Origin of the sequence: Brotomerdimonas butyrica, from assembly GCF_025567305.1 — a bacterium.
In the GTDB taxonomy this organism is placed as follows: Bacteria; Bacillota; Clostridia; order Peptostreptococcales; family Anaerovoracaceae; genus Lentihominibacter; species Lentihominibacter butyricus.
In genome coordinates, this window is the sequence record NZ_JAOQJP010000002.1 from 162,436 (window position 1) to 186,595 (window position 24,160).

General features: G+C 49.1%; 25 protein-coding genes, 1 pseudogene and 1 riboswitch. Of the genes and pseudogenes, 5 read left to right on the forward strand and 21 right to left on the reverse strand.

Annotated features, from left to right (window positions below):
* Nucleotides 1-26: 26 nt before the first annotated feature.
* The 4 genes and pseudogenes from OCV59_RS11970 to OCV59_RS02115 all read right to left on the reverse strand — a co-directional run bounded on the left by OCV59_RS11970 (nucleotide 27) and on the right by OCV59_RS02115 (nucleotide 2,668).
* Nucleotides 27-584 carry a YdbC family protein gene (locus OCV59_RS11970; protein WP_147592680.1) on the reverse strand — a complete coding sequence of 186 codons (558 nt, stop codon included), beginning with the start codon at nucleotides 582-584 and terminating at the stop codon, nucleotides 27-29.
* A 226-nt stretch (nucleotides 585-810) separates the two neighbouring features.
* Nucleotides 811-906 (reverse strand): annotated as a pseudogene (locus OCV59_RS12010) (hypothetical protein); the annotation flags it as partial.
* A gap of 22 nt (nucleotides 907-928) precedes the next feature.
* On the reverse strand, nucleotides 929-1,135 hold the full coding sequence (locus tag OCV59_RS02110) for a hypothetical protein (RefSeq protein WP_147592682.1): 207 nt from the start codon (nucleotides 1,133-1,135) through the stop codon (nucleotides 929-931).
* A 291-nt stretch (nucleotides 1,136-1,426) separates the two neighbouring features.
* A complete protein-coding gene (locus OCV59_RS02115) occupies nucleotides 1,427-2,668 on the reverse strand; it encodes a pyridoxal phosphate-dependent aminotransferase (protein ID WP_147592684.1) in 1,242 nt (413 codons plus the stop codon).
* A 153-nt stretch (nucleotides 2,669-2,821) separates the two neighbouring features.
* On the opposite strand from OCV59_RS02115, the gene OCV59_RS02120 reads away from it, so the two are divergent.
* Nucleotides 2,822-3,472, forward strand: coding sequence for a M23 family metallopeptidase (locus OCV59_RS02120; protein ID WP_147592686.1), 651 nt, complete (start codon nucleotides 2,822-2,824; stop codon nucleotides 3,470-3,472).
* 57 nt (nucleotides 3,473-3,529) lie between these two features.
* A riboswitch (TPP riboswitch) is annotated at nucleotides 3,530-3,637 on the forward strand.
* Nucleotides 3,638-3,736: 99 nt separating this feature from the next.
* Nucleotides 3,737-5,044 (forward strand): phosphomethylpyrimidine synthase ThiC, encoded by a 1,308-nt coding sequence (gene thiC / locus OCV59_RS02125; protein WP_147592688.1) that lies wholly within the window; start codon nucleotides 3,737-3,739, stop codon nucleotides 5,042-5,044.
* A gap of 236 nt (nucleotides 5,045-5,280) precedes the next feature.
* On the opposite strand, the gene trmB is transcribed toward thiC, so the two are convergent.
* From trmB to OCV59_RS02155, 6 genes are all read right to left on the reverse strand, one after another.
* The gene (gene trmB, locus OCV59_RS02130) at nucleotides 5,281-6,027 is read right to left on the reverse strand and encodes a tRNA (guanosine(46)-N7)-methyltransferase TrmB (protein WP_147592690.1); all 747 of its coding nucleotides are present in this window, start codon (nucleotides 6,025-6,027) and stop codon (nucleotides 5,281-5,283) included.
* Nucleotides 6,024-6,824: an energy-coupling factor transporter transmembrane component T family protein gene (locus tag OCV59_RS02135; RefSeq protein ID WP_147592691.1), complete on the reverse strand. Its 801-nt coding sequence runs from the start codon at nucleotides 6,822-6,824 to the stop codon at nucleotides 6,024-6,026. The genes trmB and OCV59_RS02135 overlap by 4 nt, the downstream gene beginning before the upstream one ends.
* Nucleotides 6,821-7,672, reverse strand: a complete 852-nt coding sequence (locus OCV59_RS02140) for an energy-coupling factor transporter ATPase (protein WP_147592693.1) — start codon at nucleotides 7,670-7,672, stop codon at nucleotides 6,821-6,823. The genes OCV59_RS02135 and OCV59_RS02140 overlap by 4 nt, the downstream gene beginning before the upstream one ends.
* Complete coding sequence (locus OCV59_RS02145; RefSeq protein ID WP_147592695.1) at nucleotides 7,663-8,496, reverse strand: energy-coupling factor transporter ATPase; 834 nt, start codon at nucleotides 8,494-8,496, stop codon at nucleotides 7,663-7,665. Before OCV59_RS02145 ends, OCV59_RS02140 begins: the two co-directional genes overlap by 10 nt.
* Nucleotides 8,497-9,309, reverse strand: coding sequence for a type I 3-dehydroquinate dehydratase (gene aroD / locus OCV59_RS02150; RefSeq protein ID WP_262584051.1), 813 nt, complete (start codon nucleotides 9,307-9,309; stop codon nucleotides 8,497-8,499).
* A 124-nt stretch (nucleotides 9,310-9,433) separates the two neighbouring features.
* Entirely contained in the window at nucleotides 9,434-10,000 is a 567-nt protein-coding gene (locus OCV59_RS02155) for an ECF transporter S component (protein ID WP_147592698.1), read from the reverse strand.
* 109 nt (nucleotides 10,001-10,109) lie between these two features.
* On the opposite strand from OCV59_RS02155, the gene pdxR reads away from it, so the two are divergent.
* Entirely contained in the window at nucleotides 10,110-11,498 is a 1,389-nt protein-coding gene (gene pdxR / locus OCV59_RS02160; protein WP_147592700.1) for a MocR-like pyridoxine biosynthesis transcription factor PdxR, read from the forward strand.
* Here pdxR and OCV59_RS02165 read toward each other — a convergent pair.
* From OCV59_RS02165 to OCV59_RS02175, 3 genes are all read right to left on the reverse strand, one after another.
* On the reverse strand, nucleotides 11,410-14,073 hold the full coding sequence (locus OCV59_RS02165) for a YfhO family protein (protein ID WP_147592702.1): 2,664 nt from the start codon (nucleotides 14,071-14,073) through the stop codon (nucleotides 11,410-11,412). The two genes, pdxR and OCV59_RS02165, sit on opposite strands and share 89 nt — an antisense overlap.
* The gene (locus tag OCV59_RS02170; RefSeq protein ID WP_147592704.1) at nucleotides 14,063-14,998 is read right to left on the reverse strand and encodes a glycosyltransferase family 2 protein; all 936 of its coding nucleotides are present in this window, start codon (nucleotides 14,996-14,998) and stop codon (nucleotides 14,063-14,065) included. The genes OCV59_RS02165 and OCV59_RS02170 overlap by 11 nt, the downstream gene beginning before the upstream one ends.
* Before the next feature lie 115 nt (nucleotides 14,999-15,113).
* The gene (locus OCV59_RS02175) at nucleotides 15,114-16,184 is read right to left on the reverse strand and encodes an FAD:protein FMN transferase (protein ID WP_147592706.1); all 1,071 of its coding nucleotides are present in this window, start codon (nucleotides 16,182-16,184) and stop codon (nucleotides 15,114-15,116) included.
* A gap of 21 nt (nucleotides 16,185-16,205) precedes the next feature.
* On the opposite strand from OCV59_RS02175, the gene OCV59_RS02180 reads away from it, so the two are divergent.
* Together OCV59_RS02180 and OCV59_RS02185 are read left to right on the forward strand one after the other, a co-directional pair.
* Nucleotides 16,206-16,568 (forward strand): NusG domain II-containing protein, encoded by a 363-nt coding sequence (locus tag OCV59_RS02180; RefSeq protein ID WP_147592708.1) that lies wholly within the window; start codon nucleotides 16,206-16,208, stop codon nucleotides 16,566-16,568.
* A gap of 40 nt (nucleotides 16,569-16,608) precedes the next feature.
* Nucleotides 16,609-17,106, forward strand: coding sequence for a Gx transporter family protein (locus OCV59_RS02185; RefSeq protein WP_147592710.1), 498 nt, complete (start codon nucleotides 16,609-16,611; stop codon nucleotides 17,104-17,106).
* A gap of 101 nt (nucleotides 17,107-17,207) precedes the next feature.
* Here the strand turns inward: OCV59_RS02185 and OCV59_RS02190 are convergent, their stop codons facing one another.
* From OCV59_RS02190 to rsxC, 8 genes are all read right to left on the reverse strand, one after another.
* Nucleotides 17,208-18,077, reverse strand: coding sequence for a hypothetical protein (locus tag OCV59_RS02190; protein ID WP_147592713.1), 870 nt, complete (start codon nucleotides 18,075-18,077; stop codon nucleotides 17,208-17,210).
* A 348-nt stretch (nucleotides 18,078-18,425) separates the two neighbouring features.
* The gene (locus tag OCV59_RS02195) at nucleotides 18,426-18,881 is read right to left on the reverse strand and encodes a hypothetical protein (RefSeq protein ID WP_147592715.1); all 456 of its coding nucleotides are present in this window, start codon (nucleotides 18,879-18,881) and stop codon (nucleotides 18,426-18,428) included.
* 151 nt (nucleotides 18,882-19,032) lie between these two features.
* Nucleotides 19,033-19,896, reverse strand: a complete 864-nt coding sequence (locus tag OCV59_RS02200) for an RnfABCDGE type electron transport complex subunit B (RefSeq protein WP_147592717.1) — start codon at nucleotides 19,894-19,896, stop codon at nucleotides 19,033-19,035.
* A 13-nt stretch (nucleotides 19,897-19,909) separates the two neighbouring features.
* Nucleotides 19,910-20,503 carry an electron transport complex protein RnfA gene (locus tag OCV59_RS02205; protein ID WP_262584052.1) on the reverse strand — a complete coding sequence of 198 codons (594 nt, stop codon included), beginning with the start codon at nucleotides 20,501-20,503 and terminating at the stop codon, nucleotides 19,910-19,912.
* Nucleotides 20,504-20,505: 2 nt separating this feature from the next.
* Entirely contained in the window at nucleotides 20,506-21,192 is a 687-nt protein-coding gene (rsxE, locus tag OCV59_RS02210) for an electron transport complex subunit RsxE (RefSeq protein WP_147592721.1), read from the reverse strand.
* The gene (locus OCV59_RS02215; RefSeq protein WP_147592723.1) at nucleotides 21,192-21,743 is read right to left on the reverse strand and encodes an RnfABCDGE type electron transport complex subunit G; all 552 of its coding nucleotides are present in this window, start codon (nucleotides 21,741-21,743) and stop codon (nucleotides 21,192-21,194) included. The genes rsxE and OCV59_RS02215 overlap by 1 nt, the downstream gene beginning before the upstream one ends.
* The gene (locus OCV59_RS02220) at nucleotides 21,730-22,719 is read right to left on the reverse strand and encodes an RnfABCDGE type electron transport complex subunit D (protein ID WP_147592725.1); all 990 of its coding nucleotides are present in this window, start codon (nucleotides 22,717-22,719) and stop codon (nucleotides 21,730-21,732) included. The genes OCV59_RS02215 and OCV59_RS02220 overlap by 14 nt, the downstream gene beginning before the upstream one ends.
* Nucleotides 22,719-24,038 carry an electron transport complex subunit RsxC gene (gene rsxC, locus OCV59_RS02225; RefSeq protein WP_147592727.1) on the reverse strand — a complete coding sequence of 440 codons (1,320 nt, stop codon included), beginning with the start codon at nucleotides 24,036-24,038 and terminating at the stop codon, nucleotides 22,719-22,721. The genes OCV59_RS02220 and rsxC overlap by 1 nt, the downstream gene beginning before the upstream one ends.
* Between the last annotated feature and the right edge of the window lie 122 nt (nucleotides 24,039-24,160).

The following is a 24,160-nucleotide window of genomic DNA, read 5'->3' on the forward strand; positions in this document are numbered from 1 at the left end:
AGCATAAAACTGCCGCCGCCGGCATATCAGAAGACGCTGTTCATCCCATCTTCCTCGTACCCTGCTTCATCTATCCCGCATACGGTCTCCACAGGCTCTGTATCATCAGCGCACGAAATACATCCGTGATCATCGCATGTACCCATGAACGCTGCGCCGTGGCCTTCTTCTCGATCTGCCGCATCACCACCACCGGCAGTTTCGGAGCACGCCTTTGCAGCGCATGCTCTCTGACCGGTGCTCACACCGTCATCACGCTCTTCCCTTCTGCGCTGCGTTTCACCGTCCGGTACGCCCGGCCGGCTCACACTGCTGCTTCCGGCCCCTCTGCTGTCATATCTGCTTTTTCGATTCCTGTTTCTGATCAGATCCAGGATCGTTCTCATCTCTTTTTCATGCAGCGTGACTCCCCTCGACATATGTGCATGATCCGGCGACCACTCCCTTATGTCATACTTCGGAGCTGCGCCGTTCCAGCTGACGAGATTGAGTTCCTTGTTCCACCCCGTCGAATACGTCGTTATCACGCCTAAGTGCTCAACTATATCGAATGATATCTCCCTGTCAAAATTGCTGCCGTTCATAATACTCTCCTCCCTTGGAATAAAAAATCTATTCAGCAATACCTCTTTCTGCTGCCCGGACAGGCAGTATGTTTACGTGAAAAATATATCATTTTTGTAAAATAATGTCAATATATATTTCCTTTATTTTCCGCAAACCCCCAGTCTCAGCTTTGCACCTAAAGAAAAAGACGGTGCGCCAATGTTTTACATCAGCACGACCGCCTCATCCTTCATACTTATTTAATTATTTCACAGAAAGTTTTCTTTTTCTTACAGCTACTGCGCCTGCTGCCGCACCGCTCGCGAGCAGTAATGCGATCCACAATGCGATGTTGCTCTCATCGCCTGTATTCGCAGCGTTTTCAGCTTTTGCTTCTGCTTTCGCTCAGAGCTTTATCTCCATCCTTATCGCAGTTCTTCTCTATGTAAGTTCTGAATACAGAGTCCGGGAAATTCGTTTCGTTTATCTCCACGTCTCCTTCTCCTGCAAATGCCGCAGACGGCATCAGTCCCAGCACCATCACAAGTCCTAAAACTGCACCCAGCAGCCATTTTCTTGTTGCTCCCATTAATTAAACCTCCTCGTTTTCACTATACCAAAAAAGTGTAATCGTTTTTCCATGCGGTTAATTAACATTAACTAACCGTCGATGGCGGCATTATATCTTCCGCTAAAACAGTCGTCAACATATTTTTTACAATTACATCGCAAATCAAAAAAACTTCCCGTCAGCCACCGTACAAATGAAAATTTTTTGCAGCAAAAAAGACAGCCGCATCTGTCAAAGTTCACGACTGCCTTTATCATTCACTCTATCGGCACATGACGCCCGTATACATCTGCAGGTCTGCCGGACACCTTATTTTTCGTCCATTGCCGCTTTGATCATCGCAGGTATCTTCCTGCACTTCTCTTCTGAAACCGAAGCGACCGAAACTCTGAGGCCCTTTGCAAGAGGAACTATGAACAGCCCCTGCTTTTCCAGCTCTGCGCTGATCGCATCAGGATCGTCGCACGGTATCGACACGAAGAATCCCGCATCGAAAGGAACAGTCTCCAGGCCGGCCTTTTCCGCCTCTTCCTCGAAAGCTCTGCCTCTTGCGAGCAGCATATCTCTGTAGTATGCGCGCTCCTCGTCGACCTTCCTGAGCAGCTCCTTGTCGGCATATATCTTCGAAAGTATCACCTGACCCACTCTGGCGCTGTTCGACCATGATCCTCTCGACGAATATTCGCACACACGCCTGAATTCATCCGCGATCTCTTTCGTCTTCGCCATGCAGATCATCGCGCCGCATCTCGTTCCGTAAAGCGTATATGTCTTGGAAAGGCTGTACGCTATGATCGGAAGCACGTTTGCAGGAAGCTCCTCGAGCTTCGGCAGGAATCTTCTGTATTCTTCCTCGTCTCCTGCGAAATCTATATATGCGGCATCCACTACCAGCGCTATCGCTTTTCCCGTCTCTGCCGCTTCTGTGAGTACTCTGACCACGTTGTCCCAGTCCTCGAGCGTCAGCGAATATCCAGTAGGATTGTGCGCCGGCGTGTTCAGTATCACGACGAGGCTCTGCTGGCTTTCCAGAAGCCCGTTCACAGTTTCCCTGAACGATTCCCAGTTGAACTTCCTGTCCGCTGTAAAAAGCTCGAATGTCGCAACGCTTCTGCCTATCTCGCCCGCGATAGTATTGTATGGCGCCCAGTGCCAGTCTGAGGTGATGATTTTATCTCCGGGTTCGGAATAATTAGCTATCACGTTTCTGAGCGTGCCTGTACCGCCGGGAGTAGCTACCGCTTCCGTAAATCCCTTTGGCTCATATGATCCGAAAGCTGCCTTCTTTACAGCTTCTCTGAATGCAGGTGTCCCGCCTATCGGAGCATAATCCGCATAATCCTGAGGATCGAGCTCTCTGAACACTTTATCGACTGATGAAAGCACGATAAGTCTGCCGTCATCGTCGAGCAGCGAACCTATAGTCGCGTTGATGACTTTATCCGCACCCTCTTCAGCTATCATCTTTTTCGCTCTGTTGCTTATTCCGAAGATCTTGTCTTCCTGTGGTATGTTTCTTCCGTTCTGTCTGGCTAAATGATATTCCGCCATAATTTTATCACCTCTTGTTTATCGTAGTTTTAAGTTTCGCCTCGCATCGAGCGCAGCCAAAACTGTATACAATTATAGCACAATTACTTGTTTTTAGCAGTATTAATTTTCCTGTATCTGTCGATACTAAAAAATACAGGAGGTAAGGTATACATGAGACAGGATAAAAAACAAAAAGACAGACCTGCTGCCGCTCTGGTGTTATGCTTTTGTCTTATGGCGATAGTTTCTATTTTTGTCGTGAAAGCCAGCATCGACAAAGTTCACGACAATATGCAGTCGGAAAAAGCCGCAGACGTCGTCAAGGAAAAGGCTGTCGACGAAAGCACAGAAGCATCGCAGAACATAGTAGACAGCAGAGACACTTCGGAAAACAGCGGGGAAACAGACGGATCATCATTTATTGTTCCCGTTACCGGCGATATCATCATGGATTATTCCATGGATATGCCTGTATATCACAAAACTCTCGATCAGTACATGACTCACAGCGGCATCGATATCGCAGCTCCATCCGGAACGACCGTCAGTGCATGCGCATCCGGAACAGTGACGCGCATAGACGAAGATGACAGGCTGGGTATCACAGTTGAAATAAATCACGGAAACGGTATCATTTCCGTATACGGCAATCTGGCTAAAAATGATCTGATCGAGCTCGGGGAGATAGTCTCGAAGGGCGACACTATCGGCCGGATCGGCCGGACTTCGCTTTTTGAATTCGAAGAAGACGACCATCTTCATTTCGAGATACGCAATGGCAGCGAGCCTGACGATCCGCGAAACTATATACAGGGGTTATAGTGCCGCAGACATTTTACCTCTTGACAAGCGTGACGATACGACTATAATAAATGCGTGAACTAAATAACGGGGAGCTTGTGTAACAGGCTGAGAGGGAACCAGAGTTCCGACCCATGAACCTGATGTGGATAATGCCAACGTAGGAAAAATATTGATATATGTTTTACATTATGTATCACATATGGAATATGCTTATTACAGAAGTGTATGTACCTCAGGTGCATGCACTTTTTTCTATATCCACGAAGAAACAAGGAGGATACAATGAATTACACAACACAGATGGACGCTGCAAGAAAAGGGATATTCACACCTGAACTGATGACTGTTGCCGAGAAGGAAAACATGCCGGCTGAAAAGCTGCAGAAGCTGGTTGCCGAGGGCAAGGTGGCGATATGCGCCAACAAGGCTCACAAATGCCTCGATCCGGAGGGTATCGGCAGCATGCTGCGAACCAAGATAAACGTGAATCTCGGGGTTTCGAGAGACTGCAAGGATTACGATCTGGAGATGCAGAAGGTGATGCACGCCGTAGAGATGGGCGCAGAATCGATCATGGATCTTTCGAGCCACGGCAACACACAGCCGTTCAGACAGAAGCTGACTGCCGAGTGTCCGGTCATCATCGGTACGGTACCGGTATACGACAGCGTCATACACTATCAGCGCGACCTCGCGACTCTCACCGCAAAGGACTTCATCGATGTGATCCGTCTGCACGCTGAGGACGGAGTCGATTTCGTCACGCTCCACTGCGGTATCACGAGAAAAACGATCGATCAGATCAAGAAACACAAGAGAAAGACGAATATCGTCAGCAGAGGAGGAAGTCTTGTCTTCGCATGGATGAGCATGACCGGCGAGGAGAATCCGTTCTACGAATATTACGATGAGATACTCGATATATGCGAAAAGCACGATGTCACTATCTCGCTCGGAGACGCATGCCGTCCGGGATGTCTCGCAGACGCCACTGACGTGTGTCAGATCGAGGAGCTCGTAAGGCTCGGAGAACTGACAAAGCGCGCATGGGATCACAACGTCCAGGTAATGGTCGAAGGTCCGGGACATGTGCCTCTCGATCAGATCGCTGCAAACATGAAGGTCCAGGAAACGCTCTGCATGGGTGCTCCGTTCTATGTGCTCGGACCTCTCGTTACTGACATCGCCATGGGCTACGACCACATCACCGCTGCTATAGGCGGCGCTGTTGCTGCGATGCACGGCGCAGCTTTCCTGTGCTACGTGACACCGGCTGAACACCTGGCTCTGCCGAATGTCGACGATGTAAAGCAGGGGATCATCGCTTCAAAGATAGCTGCCCATGCTGCTGATATCGCAAAGGGGATTCCGGGAGCAAGGGATATAGATGACAGGATGGGGGACGCCAGAAGGAATCTCGACTGGGATGCGCAGTTCGAATGTGCTCTGGATCCCGTGACTGCAAAAGCCATCCGTGACAGCAGAAGCCCTGAGGAGGATCACAGCGATACATGCAGCATGTGCGGAAAGTTCTGCGCAGTCCGCAGCATGAACAAGGCTCTCGCGGGAGAGACGATCGACATCCTTTAGTCGACGGGTATCACGCTGATGCCATATGCGGTCAGCGCATGAACGACCGGGATCGCTGACACTCGCTGACACGCATGACGAGAATTCTCCACGCATGCATGGTCAAGGATCTGTGAAATCGGCCGTACCGGCAACACGCGAAAAAACGGGAATGCATACTTTAAATGCACTCCCGTTTTATTGTTCGTTTTTTATGTTCTGACATCGCGGTCACGCGATCCATCCGGTCGATCCGCTCAGACCGTGAACTTCACGTAATTTATATTCTTTCCGCGTCCGCTGAATTTGTCTTCGTATTCGGTAGTCGTGTTCTTCGACTCGAAGCTGCTGCTGTGCAGATCTCTGGTCTGCTCTGTGATCTGATAGCCCGCAGCCTCTATCTCTTCAAGTGTAAAATCGTACAGCGCGTCATTGTCCGTCTTCACTTCCACGAATCCGCCCGGCTTCAGCGCCCAGGCATAATCTCTCAGCCTGTCTCTGTACGTGAGCCTGCGCTTTTCATGACGCGCCTTCGGCCACGGATCGCTGAAATTGAGATATATCCCCGACAGCTGGTTTTCATAAAAAAGCTCGTCCATCGAATGCACGAATGTCAGCACGAACCTGAGATTGGAAAGTCGCCCCGTATCTCCATCGAGCTCCTTCGCCTTTTCGAGCGCACGCAGTATCACGGTCTCCTGACCCTCTATCGCGATGAAATCCGCTTCAGGATGGTCCATCGCCTTGCTGGTGATGAACTGCCCTTTTCCGCAGCCTATCTCAAGAAAAAGCTCGCGCCCTTCCCTGTCAGGGCCGAAATAGTCCATCGCAGGATCATGCTCGTGTGCTGCAGCATCAGCTCCGCTGCTTTCCGCGCCGCTGCGCTTTCCTTCACGCAGACACTCCGATCCGCGCCGGCTGTCAGCCGACTGCGGCTTTTCTATCATATATGCACTGCATTCCTGCAGCCTCTTGTCAAGATCTTTTGCTTTTCGCTGTCTCATATGAAAATCCTCTCCAGCACTATTACCGCGATGAATGCCGCAAACACCAGCGACGCCGCCAGGTCGCGCTTTTCCAGCTTCATGCCGTTCATTCTCGTACGCTGTATATTGCCGCCGTAGCATCTCGCCTCCATAGCCATCGCGAGATCCTGGGCGATCCTGAAAGCGCTTATGAAAAGCGGCACAAGTATAGGCACCAGCGCCTTCGCTCTGCGCAGGAGATTGCCGCTTTCAAAATCGGCGCCCCTGGCCTGCTGTGCTTTCATTATCTTATCTGTCTCCTCGAGGAGCGTCGGTATGAATCTGAGCGCTATCGTCATCATCATCGCCAGCTCGTGAGCGGGAAGTCCGAATCTCTTGAACGGCGAAAGCAGCGCTTCTATACCGTCGGTAAGGCTTATCGGCTTCGTCGTCAGCGTCAGCAGAGACGAACCGATTATCAGCAGCACCAGACGCACGGCCATGAATACCGCGGTACGCAGCCCTTCTCTGGTTATCGAGAGGAACCAGAACGACACGAGCACTTCGCCCCTGACCATGAACATGTTTATCAGGAACGTGAACGCGATTATCAGAAATACCGGTTTCAGACCTCTCAGTATGAATTTCAGCGGCACTTTCGATATCGCTATCGTCACCGCAAGTCCGATGAAAGCTATACCGAATCCAATAAAATCGTCGACCACGAACAGAGCTACGATATAGAACAGCGTAGCCATTATCTTCACTCTCGGGTCGAGTCTGTGTATATATGAACTTCCGGGATAATACTGTCCCAGGGTGATATCTCTTATCATTTTGCCAGTACCTTCGCTATCTCTTCTGCCGCTTCATCCATCGTCAGGCAGTCAGTGTTTATATCCATGCCGGCTTTTTTGAGCCGCATCATGATCTCCATCGAATCAGGCAGCGCCAGCCCCATGGACTTGAGCTCCTCCTCGCGCGAAAAGACTTCCGCCGGAGTCCCGTCCATCACAAGTCTGCCGTTGTTCATCACCAGCACCTTGTCGGACATACTCGCGATATCATTCATATTGTGAGAAACGAGGAAGATTATATTCTTCGATTTTCGGTGTATCGTCTCCACCATATTCAGGATATCAGCATGCGCCTTCGGATTCAGTCCCGCCGTAGGCTCGTCCAGTATAAGCACTTCAGGCTTCATCGCTATCACGCCGGCTATCGCCGCACGTCTTTTCTGACCGCCGGAAAGCTCAAACGGTGAAACATTTTTGACTTTCTCGTAATCGAGTCCGACCATTTCGATGGCCTCTTTGACACATTCATCGATCTCCGCCTCGGAAAGGCCCAGGTTCGCAGGTCCGAAAGCCACGTCTTTTGCGACGGTTTCCTCAAACAGCTGATATTCAGGATACTGGAAAACCAGTCCTATCTTTTTTCTTATATCTCTCATCACGACTCCGTCTGACGTGATATCGGTGCCGCCGACCACTATGGATCCCGACTTCGGCTTCAGCAGACCGTTGAGGTGCTGCACCAGCGTGGATTTGCCGGAGCCCGTATGACCTATTATACCTACCAGCTGACCGTCCTGCGCACTGAATGTCACACCCTCGAGCGCGACCGATTCGTGCGGCAGCCCTTCATTGTATATGTGAGTGAGTCCTTTTACTTCTATCGACATAAGTGCGCCACCATATCATCTATAGTCAAGATGCCTTCCGGAATATCTATATTTTTTTCTCTGAGCCTGAGCGCCAGATCGACCGCAGGCGGAACGTCCAGGCTGAGAGCCTTGAGCTTCGCCGCATCGCGGAATATCTCGTCAGGCGTGCCTTCCATCTTTTTCACACCGCGGTCCATCACGATGATCCTGTCTGCCTGCGCCGCTTCTTCCATGAAATGCGTTATCAGCAGCACGGTTATGCCTTTTGCATTGAGCCTCTTTATTACGGAAAGCACCTCTTTGCGCCCTCGCGGGTCGAGCATCGCGGTCGGTTCGTCGAACACTATGCATTCCGGCTCCATCGCCACTGCCCCTGCTATCGCTATCCTCTGCTTCTGTCCGCCGGAGAGCATATGCGGCGCTTTTTTCCTGAAATCATACATTTCAACGCCTTTGAGAGCCTCATTCACACGTCTGCGTATCTCCGCAGGATCCACTCCGAGATTTTCCGGACCGAACGCGACATCGTCCTCGACGATCGACGATACGATCTGGTTGTCCGGATTCTGGAAAACCATCGCGACCTTCTGCCGTATGTCCCATATATGCTCAGGCTCCGAAGTATCCATGCCATCGACATATATCTTCCCGGATGTCGGCACCAGCAGTCCGTTTATGTTCTTGGCAAGCGTGGATTTCCCCGATCCGTTCTGCCCTATGACTGCCGTGAAGCTCCCCTTCTCGACGCTGAAGCTGACGTTGTCTATAGCCCTGTGCGCCGAGCCGTCCTCGTGCTTTACATAATCAAATATCAGATTTTTTATCCTGATAAAATCTGCCATCTATTTTTCCTCTCTGCCATAGTAATCGTCAAGCATCTTTTTCATGGCGTACGCATCCACCTGCCCTGGCGCAGACTTGTCCAGCCCTGCCGCGAACGTGATGCACGAACCGTATTTGCCTGCAGCCACTCTTGCCGGCCTTCCGGCTTCACCCATGGCTATCATCACTATCGGCACATCTATATTCCTGTTAAGGTATGCAGTGGTCTTGAGCAGCAGCTCGGTGTCTTCTTTTGTAAAGGACATCGCCGCCAGCTTGCAGACGTCTGCGCCCATGCGTACCATCGTCTTCACGATGCTCACCATCTGTTCAGGCGTCGGCATCCTGTCGAAATCATGATGCGACATTATGACTTTGCATCCGTACGAATGCACTTCGTCGACCTGTTTTTTTATCATCTCTGCATTGAATCTGCCATTGCCGTCAAGCAGCTCTATGTCGACCATATCCACAAGACCGCTCTGAGCCGCAAGGCCTCTGAGTCCCGCCATGTGTTCTTCCGACAGCTGCACATCCCCGCCCTGGGATCTGCTTCTTATCGTAAAGATTATCGGTATGTCCTCGGCGATCAGGTTTATGTCGTCGAGCAGCTTTACCGAATCCAGGTAGAATTCCTTCTGCTTCAGCTTTTCCTCAAGGTCAGGCACTGCACTAAGATATTTGTCCGCGCGCCACTCTATCATATCACACGGCATCTCCGTGATCTCCACACATTCGTTCTTTATCTCCGCGGGATCTGTTGAGACTACCGGGATCGCGATCTTGGGTCTTCCCGGCTGCAGATACATTTCTCTTATTTTTAGTGTATTCATCGTCATGCCCCCCTTTTCTCCCTGCACAGGGTTTAATTTTACCATTTTTGACAGTCTTTTAAAAGTAAAAGTACGAGTAAGTATGTATCCTGACTCGTACCGCATGTCTGTCTCCCTGATTATACTATTTCTTTGTGACGATTTTTTGTGAATACGTAAAATATCTTGCCGCCGGAGTTTTGGAAAGTGCTGCAGCTATCACGGTCGCCAGTATCATGCCAACGACGAACTGGCCGATGTTCCACGGCACTCCCAGTGCCGGAGCCACCCAGTTGCCGTACATGATGCCTTCCGCCACGTAATATCCCGCCACCATGAATATGCCTGCTGCGATCATCCCCAGTATCTCCGCGAGCATGAACTTCTTATAGCTTATATCCTCTTTTTTTGATGCTTTTGCTATTATCAGACCCAGTATCAGCGCCATTATGCCTTTTATCGCGAATGTCCATGGTGCCCATGCCGCAAATCCTCCGACTATGTCTCCCAGCATCCCGCCGAGCGCCGCAGCGACCGCGCCGTATTTCCATCCCAGGACCAGAACAGCCAGAAAGATCATCGCATCACCGAGATGCACGTACCCCTGAGTGAACGGGATCGGCACACGTATGAAAAGGATCGCCACCATGATCAGACACATCATGAGAGCTGTAAGCACCAGCCTGAATGTTTTCGAGTTTGTTTGCATCATAAAACCTCTTTTCAATGATTATTCTTTATTTTATACTATAATACATGATGATTGTATATAAATTAATATACAAAAATAATTATTTTTATAATAACAGTAGAGGTCATTTATGAAAGCTATACTTCCATTGCTCGATGAACAGAGCAAAAGGCCGTATTATCTGCAGGTCTACGATTACATAAAAAAAGCGATACTGAGCGGTGAGATCACAGAGGGTGAAAAGCTGCCGTCTCTGCGTTCTCTTGCAAAATCCACGACGCTCAGCGTGACGACTATCGAGCAGTGCTACAACCAGCTTCTCGTCGAGGGCTATATATACAGCCGCGCACAGTCCGGGTATTACGTGAGCCGGGTCTTTTCGCATTCGCAGAAGGCTGCTCCTGCAAAGGACGATATTTTCTCGCTGCATGTCTCTTCCATCGACAGCACGCTGCGCGAAACAGCCGCCCCTCTCAAATACGATCCGGACTGCTTCGATTTCAACAAATGGAAAAAATGCATGAACAAGGTCATCACGGAATACTCCCCGACGCTGTTTTTCGCAGGCGACCCGCAGGGCGAAATGGTGCTGCGCACGGAGATCGCCAAGTATCTTTACGTGTCGCGCGGTGTTTCATGCACCCCCGACCAGATCATCATAGGTGCGGGTACTCAGCAGATCACGAACCACCTGTGCACGATACTCCGGAAAATGGGCATCGAGAACGTCGCTCTTGAGACTCCGGGATACCTGCCTGTGCGCAATATTTTCCGCGACAGGGGCTTTGCGATAACTCCTGTGGATGTGACCGACCGCGGCCTTTCCATAGAAAAGCTACCGACGAATATCAGGACTGCCACGTATGTCAGCCCTTCGAACCACGTCTTCACCGGAGCCGTGATGCCGGTCGGCAGGCGGTACGAACTGCTCAACTGGGCGGCGGAAAACGACAGCTACATAATCGAAGACGATTACGACAGTGAGCTGCGATACTTCGGCAGGCCCGTGCCTGCGCTGAAAGGGCTTGAAAGCAGCAGCCACGTCATCTATCTCGGCTCGTTTTCGAGTACGCTTTTTGCAGCTGTAAAGATAAGCTACATGGTTCTCCCTGACGAGATTAACTTCCTCTTCTCTTCGATAGCTCAGGACTATACGCAGACATGCTCGAAGCTGGAGCAGCTGACGCTTGCGCTTTTCATGGAGACAGGCAACTATCAGACGCATATCAAAAAGCTCAGGAAGCTGTATTCGCAGAAGCTTGCAGCCGTCACCGACACATTCGAACGGGAGGCATCCGGTTTCATCGATGTAAAGAACACATCCTCCGGGGTGAACGTGATACTGAAGGTCCACTCAGACAAAAAAATCGACACCCTGAAAAAGGAAGCCGAAGACCTGGGCATCCCTATCAAGGGTATCGAAAACGATTTTATAATGTTTTATTACAATCAGATACCTCTTGCTGAGATACCGCAGATTCTGACAGAGTTGATACGAGTCTGGCGCGGAGCTTCATGAGCCTGCGCTTTCTCAGGATCGTATACGCTGCAAGGATCAGGATCGATATGAATGTAGCGATACTTCCTGCAATGATACCAGGCGGCGTGAAGCTGAGCTCTATCTCATGCTCTCCTGCATCGAGTGCGGTCGAGATGAACACTCCTCCGGTCTTTTCATGGATCTCCTTTTCGATCCCGTCGACTTTGAGAGTCCAGCCGCGCTCATACGGCACAGAGGTAACCAGCATCCCGCCATCGCCTGCATCGACTGTTCCGCGGATGAACCTGTCACCGCTGTCCGTGACCTTCATCATATGCTCTGAAAGCATCGCATATGCACCATCCCACACCTCATAGTCAAGCGAGCACACATAGCATGTTATGTCTCCGGTATCCCCGGCGTCATACTTCACCGCCACTGTGAATTCCTCACCTTCGCTGACGGTCCCTATATTGACGATGGATCCGCAGTCGCTCCGGATCTGTATTTCATCAAGGTCCTCGATATTTTCATTGACTACTATCTCATCTGCATTATCCGCTTCTACAAAGACGTAATACTTCTGCGTAGCTGCCGCTTTGTATTTCAGGATCACTTCGGATTTTTTACTCTGATCTTCTGTCTGCGTGCTCACCTTGCCGCTGCCGCCATACTCGGCCTTCGCATTCGCAGTGTAAAGCTGAGGCTTCCCGGCACTTTCAAACACTTTGTCATATTTGTTCGATGTCGCCGCTCTGACATAACTGTTGAGCACCTCGAAAGGATTCCTGCTGTGCGTGTCCCACGTCCTGATCTCATTTCCTGTCATATATCCTATCGACAACGGATATCGGCTCTCATACAAATATGAATTGCCCTGTCTGTCGACCTGCACGAAATCAGGATCATCGATCGGCAAGTTCTTTGATATAAGGTATTTCACATTGAGCATAGCATTAGTTACAGGGTCTGTCTGGTTGTAGTTGAACCTGTTTTTCCCGGGTTCCCCTTCCAGCCCTATCGCCTCCATCAGCACTGTCGTATCTGCATTAAGAGATGACGAGAATTGCGACAGTCCCTTGTAGTGATAAAACGCCGGACAGTTGAGTATATAATTGCCGTTGATCTCCATCCTTGCAAATTCATCGTTCCTGCTCTCCACGAGCCCTGTGATATCGTCGTAATTCTCATAATACGCATCGCGCTGCGTATTTCCGATCGTATCGAATGCCGAGCACACCGCCGAAACGGATTCTGCCGTCACGAGCACCACAATCAGCAGTATCATCGCGCCTTTTGAAACAAGCTCCTTTCTGTAAAACAGCAGTACCGAGCAGTAAAGAGCCAGCCATGCGAGGCCTCCGTAAAAGAACAGGTTCATATCGTCGATATTTTCGGTCATGAGTTTCTGCGCAAACAGATAGTATGCCGCCCCTGAAGCGAACAGGATCCATATATGCCGGAGCTTTACAGTATCAAGAACCCGGAAAGCCTTATACGCCATTCCGATCAGCACGAAGCATATGACAAACGTATACCTGTACGGCAGCTGATTCGGAAAATGAAAGCCGTGCCATATGAAGTCCAGCTTGTTTATATTCAGACTTAGGAACATGAACGCCAGAAATGCCGCATTCAGCACCTTTTCTCTCGTGCTGAAAGCCCTGCTCGTCAGGTAGAACACCAGCATTATCACTGTAAATATCCCGCAGTACAGGTTTGGCAGTCCCTCACGGAATGTCAATTCACTGTACGGCAGCAGCTGGTTGAAAATATCAAGCGCATCGCTGTAAAAAGCCGTTTTTTCCGGCATATCCACAGAAATGTAATATGTGCTCTGCATGCTTATATATGCAGGAAGCAGCATCACTGCCGCCATCACTACTGCAAGCAGCGAAAAGAACACCGCCCTGGCCGTCGTGATGACGCACTTCTTTGCGCCTTTTGCTCTGTTTTTTATAAGATAAAGCACAGGATAATAGAACATTATAAAAATGCACACCATTATTGCCATGTAGTAGTTCGAGAACACGATCAGCGCCAGCGAAACCGTGTAAAGCACTGCTCTGCCGTCATCGATCAGCCGGTTCAGTCCCAGTATGCACAGCGGGAGCAGCATCACCGCATCCATCCACATGATGCACCAGTAATATGCCAGCACATACGAGCAGAGCGCATACATGGTCGCAAACGCGACTATTCCCCAGTCACGGGCCTTGTCTGCATATTTGAGATACATCGCCATGAAGCTTCCCGCAAGCCCGACCTTTATCACCAGGATCAGCGTGATGCCTTCCATCAGGAACTTCTTTGGAAACAGCACCAGCAGCAGATTCAGCGGACTTGCCCCGTAATATGCGATCAGGTTCCAGAAGTTGCTGCCGCCTGCGCCGTTCCAGGTATAAAACAGACTGCCGCCTTCCTGCAGCTTGTACTGCAATTCGCTCAGGAACGGAACATACTGGTGATACATATCTATGACCGCGATCTGGCTGCTTCCAAACGGGTATATCTCTGTTACTGCAAATGCCAGCACCATTATCAGCGCAGGGAACACGAATGATGCGAGTATCAGCTTGTGTCTTCCAAAAAACTGCTTGACTTTAATTTTCATCGATGTTGCTTTCCTTCTCTATATACACAGGTCGCCTCTTCGTTTCCATATACATCCTGCCTATATATTCTCCCATTACGCTGAGCACCGCTGTGATCAGTCCGCCAAAGAACAGTATGAGGCATATCGTCGATGCATATCCCGGGATATCCTTGCCCATTATCAGAGTCTTCACGATCTCGATCATCAGGTATATACCTGAAGCCACGGTCGTGATCCCGCCGAACACGCCCACGAATTTGAGCGGCGATGCGGCGAAGTCGATGAATCCATCGACTGCGTATTTTATCAGGCTCCACAGCGACCACTTGCTTTCCCCGGACACGCGCTTCACATTTTCGAACTCGATCCATTCTGTCTCGAATCCCACCCATGCGAATATTCCTTTTGAAAAGCGCTGTGTCTCCGGCATACTGACGATGGCTTTCACCATCTTTCTGTTCATCAGCCTGAAGTCTACGGCTCCGTCGATTATCTCGATATCGCTGTATCTGTTCATTATCTTGTAAAATGCTCTTGCAAAGAAACTGCGGATCCGCGGTTCGCCTTTTCTGGTCACTCGTCTCGCCGCGCAGCTGTCGCAGCCGGTTTCTTCCATTTTGTGTATCATTTCGGCTATCAGGATCGGCGGATGCTGCAGATCCACGTCCATTATCACTGCAAAATCCCCGCGCGAGGCTCTGAGCCCGGCATACATCGCGGCTTCCTTGCCGAAATTCCGGCTGAATGAGATATATCTGAGATCGGTCTTCTCCCTCAGTTTTTTAATCCTGGCGAGCGTATCGTCCGTGCTGCCGTCATCTATGAAGATATATCTGAATGAGTAATCGTTTATATACGTCACTATTCCCTGCGTTTTTGCAAAAAAGCGCTCTACGTTATCGCCTTCGTTATAGCATGGAACTATTATATCTATCGTTTTCAGTGATCCGTCCTCCCTCTGTCATTTTTACGGCTGTTCAAAGTCTTACTGCTGCCGCTGCAAATCACATTCGCCAGCAGCTGCGCAGCTGCTGACAACCGTCCGCTCCTCTCGCCGGCTAATCGACCGGCTTTATCTTCATCCCGTCAGTCTGCACCACATCATCATCTTTGTCAATGAACGCGGCTTCCAGCTCCATCTCCGGATACTTCTCCTGAAGCTCGCGCACCAGTGCCTGCGCCTTTTCCATACCGGAAATCAGGCAGACGGTCGACAATCCGTCGCAAAACGCAGAATTGCCGCGCTTTGCAGTGATCGTGACCGACTCGAGATCCGTCTGTGCTGGATAGCCCGTTGCCGGATCCAGCACATGATGATACAATACGCCGTTTTCTTCGAATTTGCGCTCATAAGTCCCCGAGGTAACTACCGTGGCATCTATGGCTTCCAGCGAACCTATCACTTCCGTGCGGTCGCTGTACGGCCGCTCTATCCCGATATTCCACGGGGATCCGTCTTCTTTTGATCCCAGGACTGCAACATTTCCGCCGAGATTTATCACTGCAGAGCTGACTCCTTTTTCCTCGAGAAGATCCGTGATCCTGTCCGCGATATAGCCCTTTGCAACTCCTCCGAGATCTACTGCCGCCCCCGGATCCGCCAGTCTCACGGTGTTGCCCTCGATATCTATGTTCCTGTAGCTCACTGATTTCACTGCTTCATCTATCGCTGCCTGCTCAGGCACGTGAGGATCATCTCCCGTAAAATCCCACAGATCCGTCAGTCTGCCGACAGTTATATCAAATCGACCGTCTGAGATATCTCCCATTTCTATCCCGAGCTTCAGCACCGCGATCGTATCATATGACACCTCGACTGGCTGGCCTCCGGCATTGTTTATATTGTAGACATCACTTCCCTCGACCGTTCTGCTGAGCATGTTCTCGTATCTGCGTATCTCCTTGAACGCATCATCCAGGACCGCTTCGCCTTCGCTCCCGCTCATGCCGTATATCGTTATCGTACAAGATGTATTCAGTGCGAAATCCGTCTTTGAAAGTTCTTTGTCACCACAGCCTGTCTGTGTTATAATTGCAAAGACTGCAAGCATTACGGCTGCAGCGGCGCGAAGCACATGTGAAGCCTGGAAACGGCGGGTTTTGCATGCTGATTTGTTACTGGATCCCATATAACACCTCCGGAGGTTTTTATGTTTAAAAAAGCCGACATCATACTGGCGTGTGCGCTGATTCTGATCGGCCTCGCCATATCATATATTTTTTCATTCGGTCAGTCCGAAGGCGATCTCGTCGAAATAACCTGCAACGGCAAGTTCTTCGGTTCGTATCCCCTTGATGAAGACCGCGAGATCTCCATCGACCGCAATGATCATATTAATAAGGTTACCATAAACAACGGTACCGTTTCAATAAGTTTTTCCGACTGCAAAGGGCAGGACTGCGTGCATCAGGGAAGCATTGCAAAATCCGGTGAAACCATCATCTGTCTGCCGAACAAGATCGTTGTCGAGATAACCGGCGGTGCTAAGCATTATGATACAGTCGCAAGGTGAGGAAAAGGACAACCGGTGACCGGTGAGAAAGAGGAAAACCATGGAAAGCACAAGCAACGCTAAAAAGATTACCACTGCTGCTCTGCTGGCGGCTCTGGCTCTCATATTTTCTTATATCGAAGTCCTGATCCCGTTCAATTTCGGGATCCCGGGCATCAAACTCGGTATCGCCAATCTCGTAGTGATCATCGCACTCTACTATCTGGGCGCGCATTATGCACTGCTGATAAACCTGATCCGTATATTTATCGGAGGACTCCTGTTCTCCGGGCTTTTCGGTGCACTCTACTCGCTGGCCGGTGCACTGCTCAGTATGTTCGTGATGATCCTGCTTAAAAAAACAGATCTGTTTTCAGTCACAGGAGTTTCCATAGCCGGTGGCGTCGCCCACAATCTGGGGCAGATCCTGGTTGCCGCATTCCTTATCTCGAATCTGAAGATCTTCATATACTTTCCGGTCCTGATAATTTCTGGCGTCGTAAGCGGCGCTGTCATCGGCATCCTGGCCTATATCATACTGAAAAAGCTTCCGAACTGAAGATCTCCTGAACCGAAAAGCTCCAGACCAAAATGCTTTGGATCGAAATGCTTTGGATCGAAAAACTTCGGATCGAAAAAGCTTCCGAAACAGATGTACCATTACAGCCTCGGCAGTATCTTGTCTTCGATGAAATGCCTGATCTCCTGCATATTTATATCCCCGTTGTTTTCATAAATATAATAGATATTTTCCCATGGAACGATTCCGTTCTGTTCATAAATATCCCTTTTCCACATATGCCGTTTTACGTATTCCGGGTCGCCCATCATCCCGCAGTATTCCATATAGAACAGCTCAAGCATCGCATCCTGGAATGTGAAATCAGGTGCGAATGTTTTCCCGTCAAGCATCAGCACTTGCTCATATCTGAATGGTACACCATACTGATACAGCATTTCTGCTATCATCACTTCGGATTTCGAGCGCATCCTGAGTCCCCTGGATGTCACTTTATTCTTTTCTTCTTCCCTGAAACGACTCGAATCATATGATGCCTCGGCCCATGCTCTATGTATTTTCATACGTTCGGAAGCCTGGCTGTTCCTGTCTGCCACAAGGAGCGGATCAAATGATATATTCTGATGATCATTGCTGACATACTGCGTCAGCCAGCTCGAGGGCAGTTTTTTATATACAGAAGCCATTGACGAAATGATCTCATCCGCTTCGAAAGTCTGAAAACCTCGAATAAGCTGCTGCAGTTTCCTGAGATCTGCTCTCATCAGTTTAATCATTCTGCCCAGAAAGCCTTTTCTTGCCAATGCTTTTATCTCATTTTCATGTGAAGTGATATCTTTTCTAAGATATCTGCCATCTACTGTTCTCGCATTGAAATATCTCAGTTTATCCCCCTGCCTTGCACTTATCAGATTCCCTGCAGGATACACATGATATTCTTTCCTGCAAAGCTCATACTGTTTATATAATGATTCGTACAGTTCTTCGATTTTGTCACGGTAAAACTGCATGCGCCATACCTCCTTCCAGACCGATATCGGACAGCATCACCTATAACCAAATAATTTTGCCCATCGACCACATTTCATGGATACATTTTCATTAGTGAAAGCATTTTAACATTGGAACACTCAGGTATTTTTCTGACCATATTTTACCATTTATTTCAACATTTTTCAACTATATTTTTACATTTTTAGATAATAATATCATTTTATGTAAATATCGCTAATCATTTTTGGCCGCCTGGTCACGGTAAGTGCTGAGAGTGACTGGTTTTGTGTATTATCCCGTCCTCGAGAAAAATCCTGCACAATCCGCGTTTGAGATGTGCAGGATTATGTGAAAGTGAAAAAAATTTACACAACGAAAATCGCCAAAACGATAGAAATGTACCAAAATCTCATAAAATCGGCTGTTTTTAGCGAAAATCCGAAATTTCCTGTGTATTGATTTTTACTCTTCACGAGCATATACACAGATGTCGGATCCATTGTGCAGATATCATCTGAAACCCTAATCTCTACACAAATAATCAGCTCATACACACTTTTAACGCTCCGGACAGCGCAGTCAAAGGCGAAGGAGTGAGCGCAGCGAACGTTGGCGCGCAGTGAACGTTGCCTTTTCTCCCAAAGAGCCTCAAGGCGATTTGCTGGAGAAACGGACAGCGCAGCCAAAGGCGAAGGAGTGAGCACAGCGAACATCAGAGCACAGCGAACATCAGAGCACAGCGAACATTGGAGCATAGCTAACGCTGAAGCGCTGTCAATTTCTCTGCGAGAAATTTCCTGCTGTGCAAGAAAAATCATCATGCGCGGGGTTTTCTTTCCACAAAAAGAACCGGGTGACGGTTCCCGGATCAAAGCGTTTTTAGATCACAGAAGTTATGGCGCTCGCCATGTATACGCTTTATAATATCCTTTTACCGTCATTCCCGGTTCTTGATAAATGCTATTACCAGGCTTATGCCTGTGCAGGCTGAGCCTCTGCTGCCGGTTTGGCTTCTGCAGCTTTCTTGACTGGTTTCTTTTTCTTTCTGTAGTTCACGATAGCGCCTGTAGGGCATTCCTTTTCGCACATACCGCAGTTCTTGCATGCGTCAAGGTCGACCTTGGCAACGTTGTTCTCGACTTTTATAGCGTCGAACTTACATGTCTTCTGACACTTCATACAGCCGATACAGCCGATCTCGCATGTCTTTCTCGTCTTCGCGCCTTTTTCCATCGATTTGCAGGCAACAAACACGAGGTTCTTCTTATTGACCATGCTGATGATCTCGTTAGGACATACATTCGTACAAGCTCCGCATCCCACGCAGACATCTCTGTTGATCTTTGCGACACCGTTGTTTACAGTGATCGCATCGAACTTGCAGACATTGTAGCAGTCGCCAAGTCCCAGGCAGCCGAAACGGCATGCCCACTGTCCGCCGTAGAACATCTTTGCTTCCTTACATGATGTTATCCTGTCATCCTCCATGATTTCTCTGGTAACGCCAAAGCTTCCCTGGCACATCACCATTGCCACCTGAGGTTCGGCAGCGCTTGCTTCCTCTCCCATGATACCGGCGATCTGTGAAGCCACGCTCGCACCGCCTACAGGGCACAGCGAACAGCTTAATCCCGGATTGTCTGTGAACGCAGCTGCATAGTCATCACAGCCTGCGAATCCGCATGCTCCGCAGTTTGCACCCGGGAGCACTTCTCTTATTGCTGCGACTCTTTCGTCAACGGGAACATACATCAGCTTGGATGCAACAGTCAGGATGACTGCCGCGATCAGACCCATTCCTGTTACTATCGCAGTAGGAACAATTATTGTCGTCATTCCTGCACACCCCCTAACCGAATATACCTGCAACTACACCTGAGAATCCCATGAACGCCATGGAAAGGATCGATGCAGTGACCAGTGTGATAGGGACTCCCTGGAAACATTCAGGGATACCTTTGCATTTTTCGAGTTTTCCTCTCATTCCTGCGAACAGAACCATTGCGAGCAGGAAGCCTATTCCGGCTCCGAACGAGCAGAACAGCGATTCGACATAGTTATATCCGTCTGTGATGTTCTGGATAGTAACACCCAGTACCGCACAGTTAGTCGTTATCAGAGGAAGATATACGCCGAGCGATCTGTAAAGCGGCGGCATATATTTTTTGAGCGTCATCTCTACGAGCTGTACCAGTGCTGCGATAACCAGGATGAATACAACTGTCTGGAGATACCCTATATTGAACTTATCCAGCACATATATCTGGATCGGCCATGTTACTGCTGTAGCCAGCACCATTACGAACGTTACAGCTGCGCCCATTCCCACTGCCGAATCCAGCTTCTTGGAAACGCCGAGGAACGGACATATGCCCAGGAACTTTGCCAGTACGTAGTTGTTTGTAAGGATAACTGTCAGCATTATAGCTAAAATACTTGTCATTTTTATTCAGCCTCCTTCTCATCACATACTCCGCCGCATGTGTCAGCCATCATGCAGCCTTTGCATCCGAATTCCTTCTTCTTTATAGCCTTGCCCTTTGTGAAATAATTAACGGCAGCTACCAGGATAGCGAATACGAAGAATCCGCCAGGAGCCAGCATAAAGATTCCTGCAGGAGTCAGCGGAGTGTGGCTGATCACGTCGATGTTGAAAACTGTGCCGCTTCCGAGGAATTCTCTGATGAGTCCCATCAGACCGAGAGCCAGTGTGAATCCGATACCCATGCCGAGACCGTCGAGAGCCGAATCAAGCACACCATTCTTCGAAGCGAACATTTCCGCTCTTCCCAGGATGATACAGTTAACTACGATCAGCGGTATGTAAAGACCGAGCGCTGAATCGAGTGCAGGCAGATATGCCTTGAGCAGGAACTGTACAACAGTTACGAATCCTGCGATAACTACGATAAAGCACGGGATCCTGACTTTGCCCGGTATTATATTTTTAAGAAGCGATATTACGATATTGGAACAGATCAGAACGACCATGGTCGATATACCCATTCCAAGGCCGTTGATCGCGCTGGTAGTCGTCGCAAGTGTAGGACAAGTTCCCAGCAGAAGAACCAGTACCGGGTTCTCCTTGATTATACCTTTGGTTACTATTTGAAGCTTGCTGTTATTTTCCATTACTTAACACCTCCGCATTCCTTGAACTGCTTCAGAGCTTCCTCCACAGAGCAATATACGGCATTTGATGTGATAGTAGCACCGGAAACAGCATCTATTTCAGTGTCATCCTTGACACTTCCGCCGGCAACTTCGCTGACGCCTTTATACTGTTCCAGATATCCGGGATCTGCAGCCTTGGTTCCGAGTCCCGGTGTTTCGGAGTGTTCAGTTACCTTCACTCCCGTGATCTTGCCTTCCGCATCTATACCTATCATGACTTTGACAGTACCGCCAAAACCTTTATATCCTGCTGTAATTGCCATGCCTGCCTTGTTGTCTGCGATATAGCAGTCGATGACACCATCGACCAGCTTTCCGTCATATGCAGTGAAACTGTCGCCGTCCGGAAGGACTTCCATTCTCGCTTCGTCAGCCGACTTCTGCTGGTTTTTAACGATTACCGGATTTGCCACGCTGTAAGTTCCCGCCAGTGCCAGGGTTACTACGAGACATATGCAGACAAGTACTATTACAGGAAGGATATTTTCTTTGAATTTACTGTTTTCCATTATTTCCAGCTCCTTCCTTTGCCTTCTTAGGCAGTCTGTATCTGAGTTTTTCCGTTATTCTGTCGATGTACGGCGTAAGCACATTCATTAAGAGTATCGCAAACGACACACCTTCAGGGTATGATGCGAACAGTCTTATAAGCATAGTGAACAGACCGCAGCCGATACCGAATATGATCTTGCCTGACGGCAGCATAGGTGATGTCACATAGTCTGTAGCGCAGAAGAATGCACCCAGCATCACGCCGCCGGCACACAGATGGAAAATCGCTCCGTCAAGTCCTCCCCAAATGAGACCGCATACGAATACAGTCGCAAGGAAGCTTACCGGGATATGAGCTGAAATAACTCTTGTAAGAATGAGGAATATTCCTCCGATGAGGATCGCACATGCGCTCACTTCACCGATACATCCGCCGATGTTTCCGAGGAACATATCGAGATTCGAAGCGCTTACAGCATCGATGCCCCCGTGTGAGAGCTCGCCGAGAGGAGTTGCCGATGTCACTGCATCCAGACCTGTTCCTCTTGCTGTAGGCCATGTAGTCATCTCAGTAGCAAATGCTATGAACATGAAGATCCTGGCTGTTACGGCAGGGTTTACGAGGTTCTGCCCAAGTCCGCCGAACAGATATTTCACTACTACGATCGCAGCAAAACAGCCCACAACGGCGATCCAGTAAGGAAGCCCTGCAGGTAAGTTGAAAGCGAGCAGCACGCCGGTAACCACTGCACTGAGGTCTCCGACAGTCTGTTCTCTTTTCATGATCTTGTTCATAAGATATTCAAATAAAACGCACGCCGCAACACATACGATTGTCAGCACTGCAGCCCTGTATCCGAACTGGTATATACCCACCGCAAAAGCAGGGATAAGGGCGATAAGCACCATTCCCATGATCTTAGTCGTATTTACAGGACCGACTAAGTGAGGAGCTGATGATACTTCTAAATTACCATGATATTTGTTCTCCATTATTTACTCGTCGCCTCCTTCAAAAATCCTTTTGCCATCTTGTGGGTAAAGCTCAAAGGTCTCCTTGCAGGGCAGACGTACGAACAGCTTCCGCATTCCATACACTGCATGACTTCAAGTCTCTGCAGCCTTTCCACATCCTTGTCTTCATAAGCTTCGACCATCGATACCGGCATAAGACCGAAAGGACAGGCTTTGATACACATACCGCACTTGATGCAGCTGCTCTCTTCAGGGATCAGCGCCTGCGGTCCGTCAAATATCAGTATTGCATTGTTGTTTTTTACAATAGGAAAAGCATCCGAATAAACGGCTCTTCCCATCATAGGTCCGCCCATCAGGATCTTCTTAGGCTCTGCCTTGTAGCCTCCGCATGCAGCGACTACGTCACAGATCCTCGCCCCGATCGGTACGATTATATTCTTTGGCTCTGCTACCGCATTGCCGTCTACTGTGATTCTCTTTGTCGTCAGAGGTCTGCCTGTTTCGAGGTACTGACCTATGAACGCTATGGTCGTGATATTGGAAAGCAGGATGCCGAGATCTGCCGGCAGCACGCCTGCCTTGAGCTCTTTTCCTGTTATCTCGTAGACCATTACTCTTTCTGCGCCCTGCGGATATCTCTCTTTGAGGACTTTCACTTCGATATCGTCAGAGTGTCCGGCTTTGTTTATTTCTTCACGCAGTTTTACTATAGCGTCAGGCTTGTTTCCTTCAACGCCTATGTACGCTTTTTTCAGATCAAGGAACTTCATCGTATCCAGTATACCTTTGATGACATACTCGGTATCTTCAAGCATGAGTCGATGATCCGATGTGATGAACGGTTCACATTCCGCTCCGTTTACGATCAGGGTGTGTACATCGCCCAGGTTCTTCGGATTGAATTTGATATGAGTCGGAAATGATGCTCCGCCCAATCCTACCAGGCCGCTCGCCCTTATCGCAGCAACGAACTCCGGCTGGTCATTAACGACCGGAGGCTCGATGCCTTCCCATAACTCCTGTTTCCCGTCAGTCTCGATGATGATGACCTGATCTTCACCACCGCTCATCGATCTTATAGACGAGATTTCCTTAACAGTGCCCGATACGCTTGAATGGATCGGCGCACTTACAAATGCTTCTGTATCTCCTATTCTCTGGCCGACTTTTACGTAGTCTCCTTTGGCAACCAGTGGTTTGCATGGAGCTCCGATGTGCTGTGCCATGGAAATACAGACGGTTTCTGGAACAGCCATTTTTTCGGTAGCACATCCGGCAGTATGCTTCGCGTGTATTACCTTGATGCTGTTCAAAGACCTCCCCTTCTTTTCCATTTCAAAAACCTCTCTTTCTTTCCCATTCTGTTCTTCCTTCATATGAGCCTTGCGGCCCGAGAAATTCTGATATGGGCTTCAATGTGTTTTTATAGCTTTTGGAATTTACCCGTACATTTCGA

Excerpts from the sequence above, each read along its gene's own strand:
- OCV59_RS11970 (WP_147592680.1), bottom strand. The coding sequence starts at position 584 with ATGAACGGCAGCAATTTTGACAGGGAGATATCATTCGATATAGTTGAG.
- OCV59_RS02110 (WP_147592682.1), bottom strand. The coding sequence starts at position 1,135 with ATGGGAGCAACAAGAAAATGGCTGCTGGGTGCAGTTTTAGGACTTGTG.
- OCV59_RS02115 (WP_147592684.1), bottom strand. The coding sequence starts at position 2,668 with ATGGCGGAATATCATTTAGCCAGACAGAACGGAAGAAACATACCACAG.
- OCV59_RS02120 (WP_147592686.1), top strand. The coding sequence starts at position 2,822 with ATGAGACAGGATAAAAAACAAAAAGACAGACCTGCTGCCGCTCTGGTG.
- thiC (WP_147592688.1), top strand. The coding sequence starts at position 3,737 with ATGAATTACACAACACAGATGGACGCTGCAAGAAAAGGGATATTCACA.
- trmB (WP_147592690.1), bottom strand. The coding sequence starts at position 6,027 with ATGAGACAGCGAAAAGCAAAAGATCTTGACAAGAGGCTGCAGGAATGC.
- OCV59_RS02135 (WP_147592691.1), bottom strand. The coding sequence starts at position 6,824 with ATGATAAGAGATATCACCCTGGGACAGTATTATCCCGGAAGTTCATAT.
- OCV59_RS02140 (WP_147592693.1), bottom strand. The coding sequence starts at position 7,672 with ATGTCGATAGAAGTAAAAGGACTCACTCACATATACAATGAAGGGCTG.
- OCV59_RS02145 (WP_147592695.1), bottom strand. The coding sequence starts at position 8,496 with ATGGCAGATTTTATCAGGATAAAAAATCTGATATTTGATTATGTAAAG.
- aroD (WP_262584051.1), bottom strand. The coding sequence starts at position 9,309 with ATGAATACACTAAAAATAAGAGAAATGTATCTGCAGCCGGGAAGACCC.
- OCV59_RS02155 (WP_147592698.1), bottom strand. The coding sequence starts at position 10,000 with ATGATGCAAACAAACTCGAAAACATTCAGGCTGGTGCTTACAGCTCTC.
- pdxR (WP_147592700.1), top strand. The coding sequence starts at position 10,110 with ATGAAAGCTATACTTCCATTGCTCGATGAACAGAGCAAAAGGCCGTAT.
- OCV59_RS02165 (WP_147592702.1), bottom strand. The coding sequence starts at position 14,073 with ATGAAAATTAAAGTCAAGCAGTTTTTTGGAAGACACAAGCTGATACTC.
- OCV59_RS02175 (WP_147592706.1), bottom strand. The coding sequence starts at position 16,184 with ATGGGATCCAGTAACAAATCAGCATGCAAAACCCGCCGTTTCCAGGCT.
- OCV59_RS02180 (WP_147592708.1), top strand. The coding sequence starts at position 16,206 with ATGTTTAAAAAAGCCGACATCATACTGGCGTGTGCGCTGATTCTGATC.
- OCV59_RS02185 (WP_147592710.1), top strand. The coding sequence starts at position 16,609 with ATGGAAAGCACAAGCAACGCTAAAAAGATTACCACTGCTGCTCTGCTG.
- OCV59_RS02190 (WP_147592713.1), bottom strand. The coding sequence starts at position 18,077 with ATGCAGTTTTACCGTGACAAAATCGAAGAACTGTACGAATCATTATAT.
- OCV59_RS02195 (WP_147592715.1), bottom strand. The coding sequence starts at position 18,881 with ATGATGATTTTTCTTGCACAGCAGGAAATTTCTCGCAGAGAAATTGAC.
- OCV59_RS02200 (WP_147592717.1), bottom strand. The coding sequence starts at position 19,896 with ATGACGACAATAATTGTTCCTACTGCGATAGTAACAGGAATGGGTCTG.
- OCV59_RS02205 (WP_262584052.1), bottom strand. The coding sequence starts at position 20,503 with ATGACAAGTATTTTAGCTATAATGCTGACAGTTATCCTTACAAACAAC.
- rsxE (WP_147592721.1), bottom strand. The coding sequence starts at position 21,192 with ATGGAAAATAACAGCAAGCTTCAAATAGTAACCAAAGGTATAATCAAG.
- OCV59_RS02215 (WP_147592723.1), bottom strand. The coding sequence starts at position 21,743 with ATGGAAAACAGTAAATTCAAAGAAAATATCCTTCCTGTAATAGTACTT.
- OCV59_RS02220 (WP_147592725.1), bottom strand. The coding sequence starts at position 22,719 with ATGGAGAACAAATATCATGGTAATTTAGAAGTATCATCAGCTCCTCAC.
- rsxC (WP_147592727.1), bottom strand. The coding sequence starts at position 24,038 with ATGGAAAAGAAGGGGAGGTCTTTGAACAGCATCAAGGTAATACACGCG.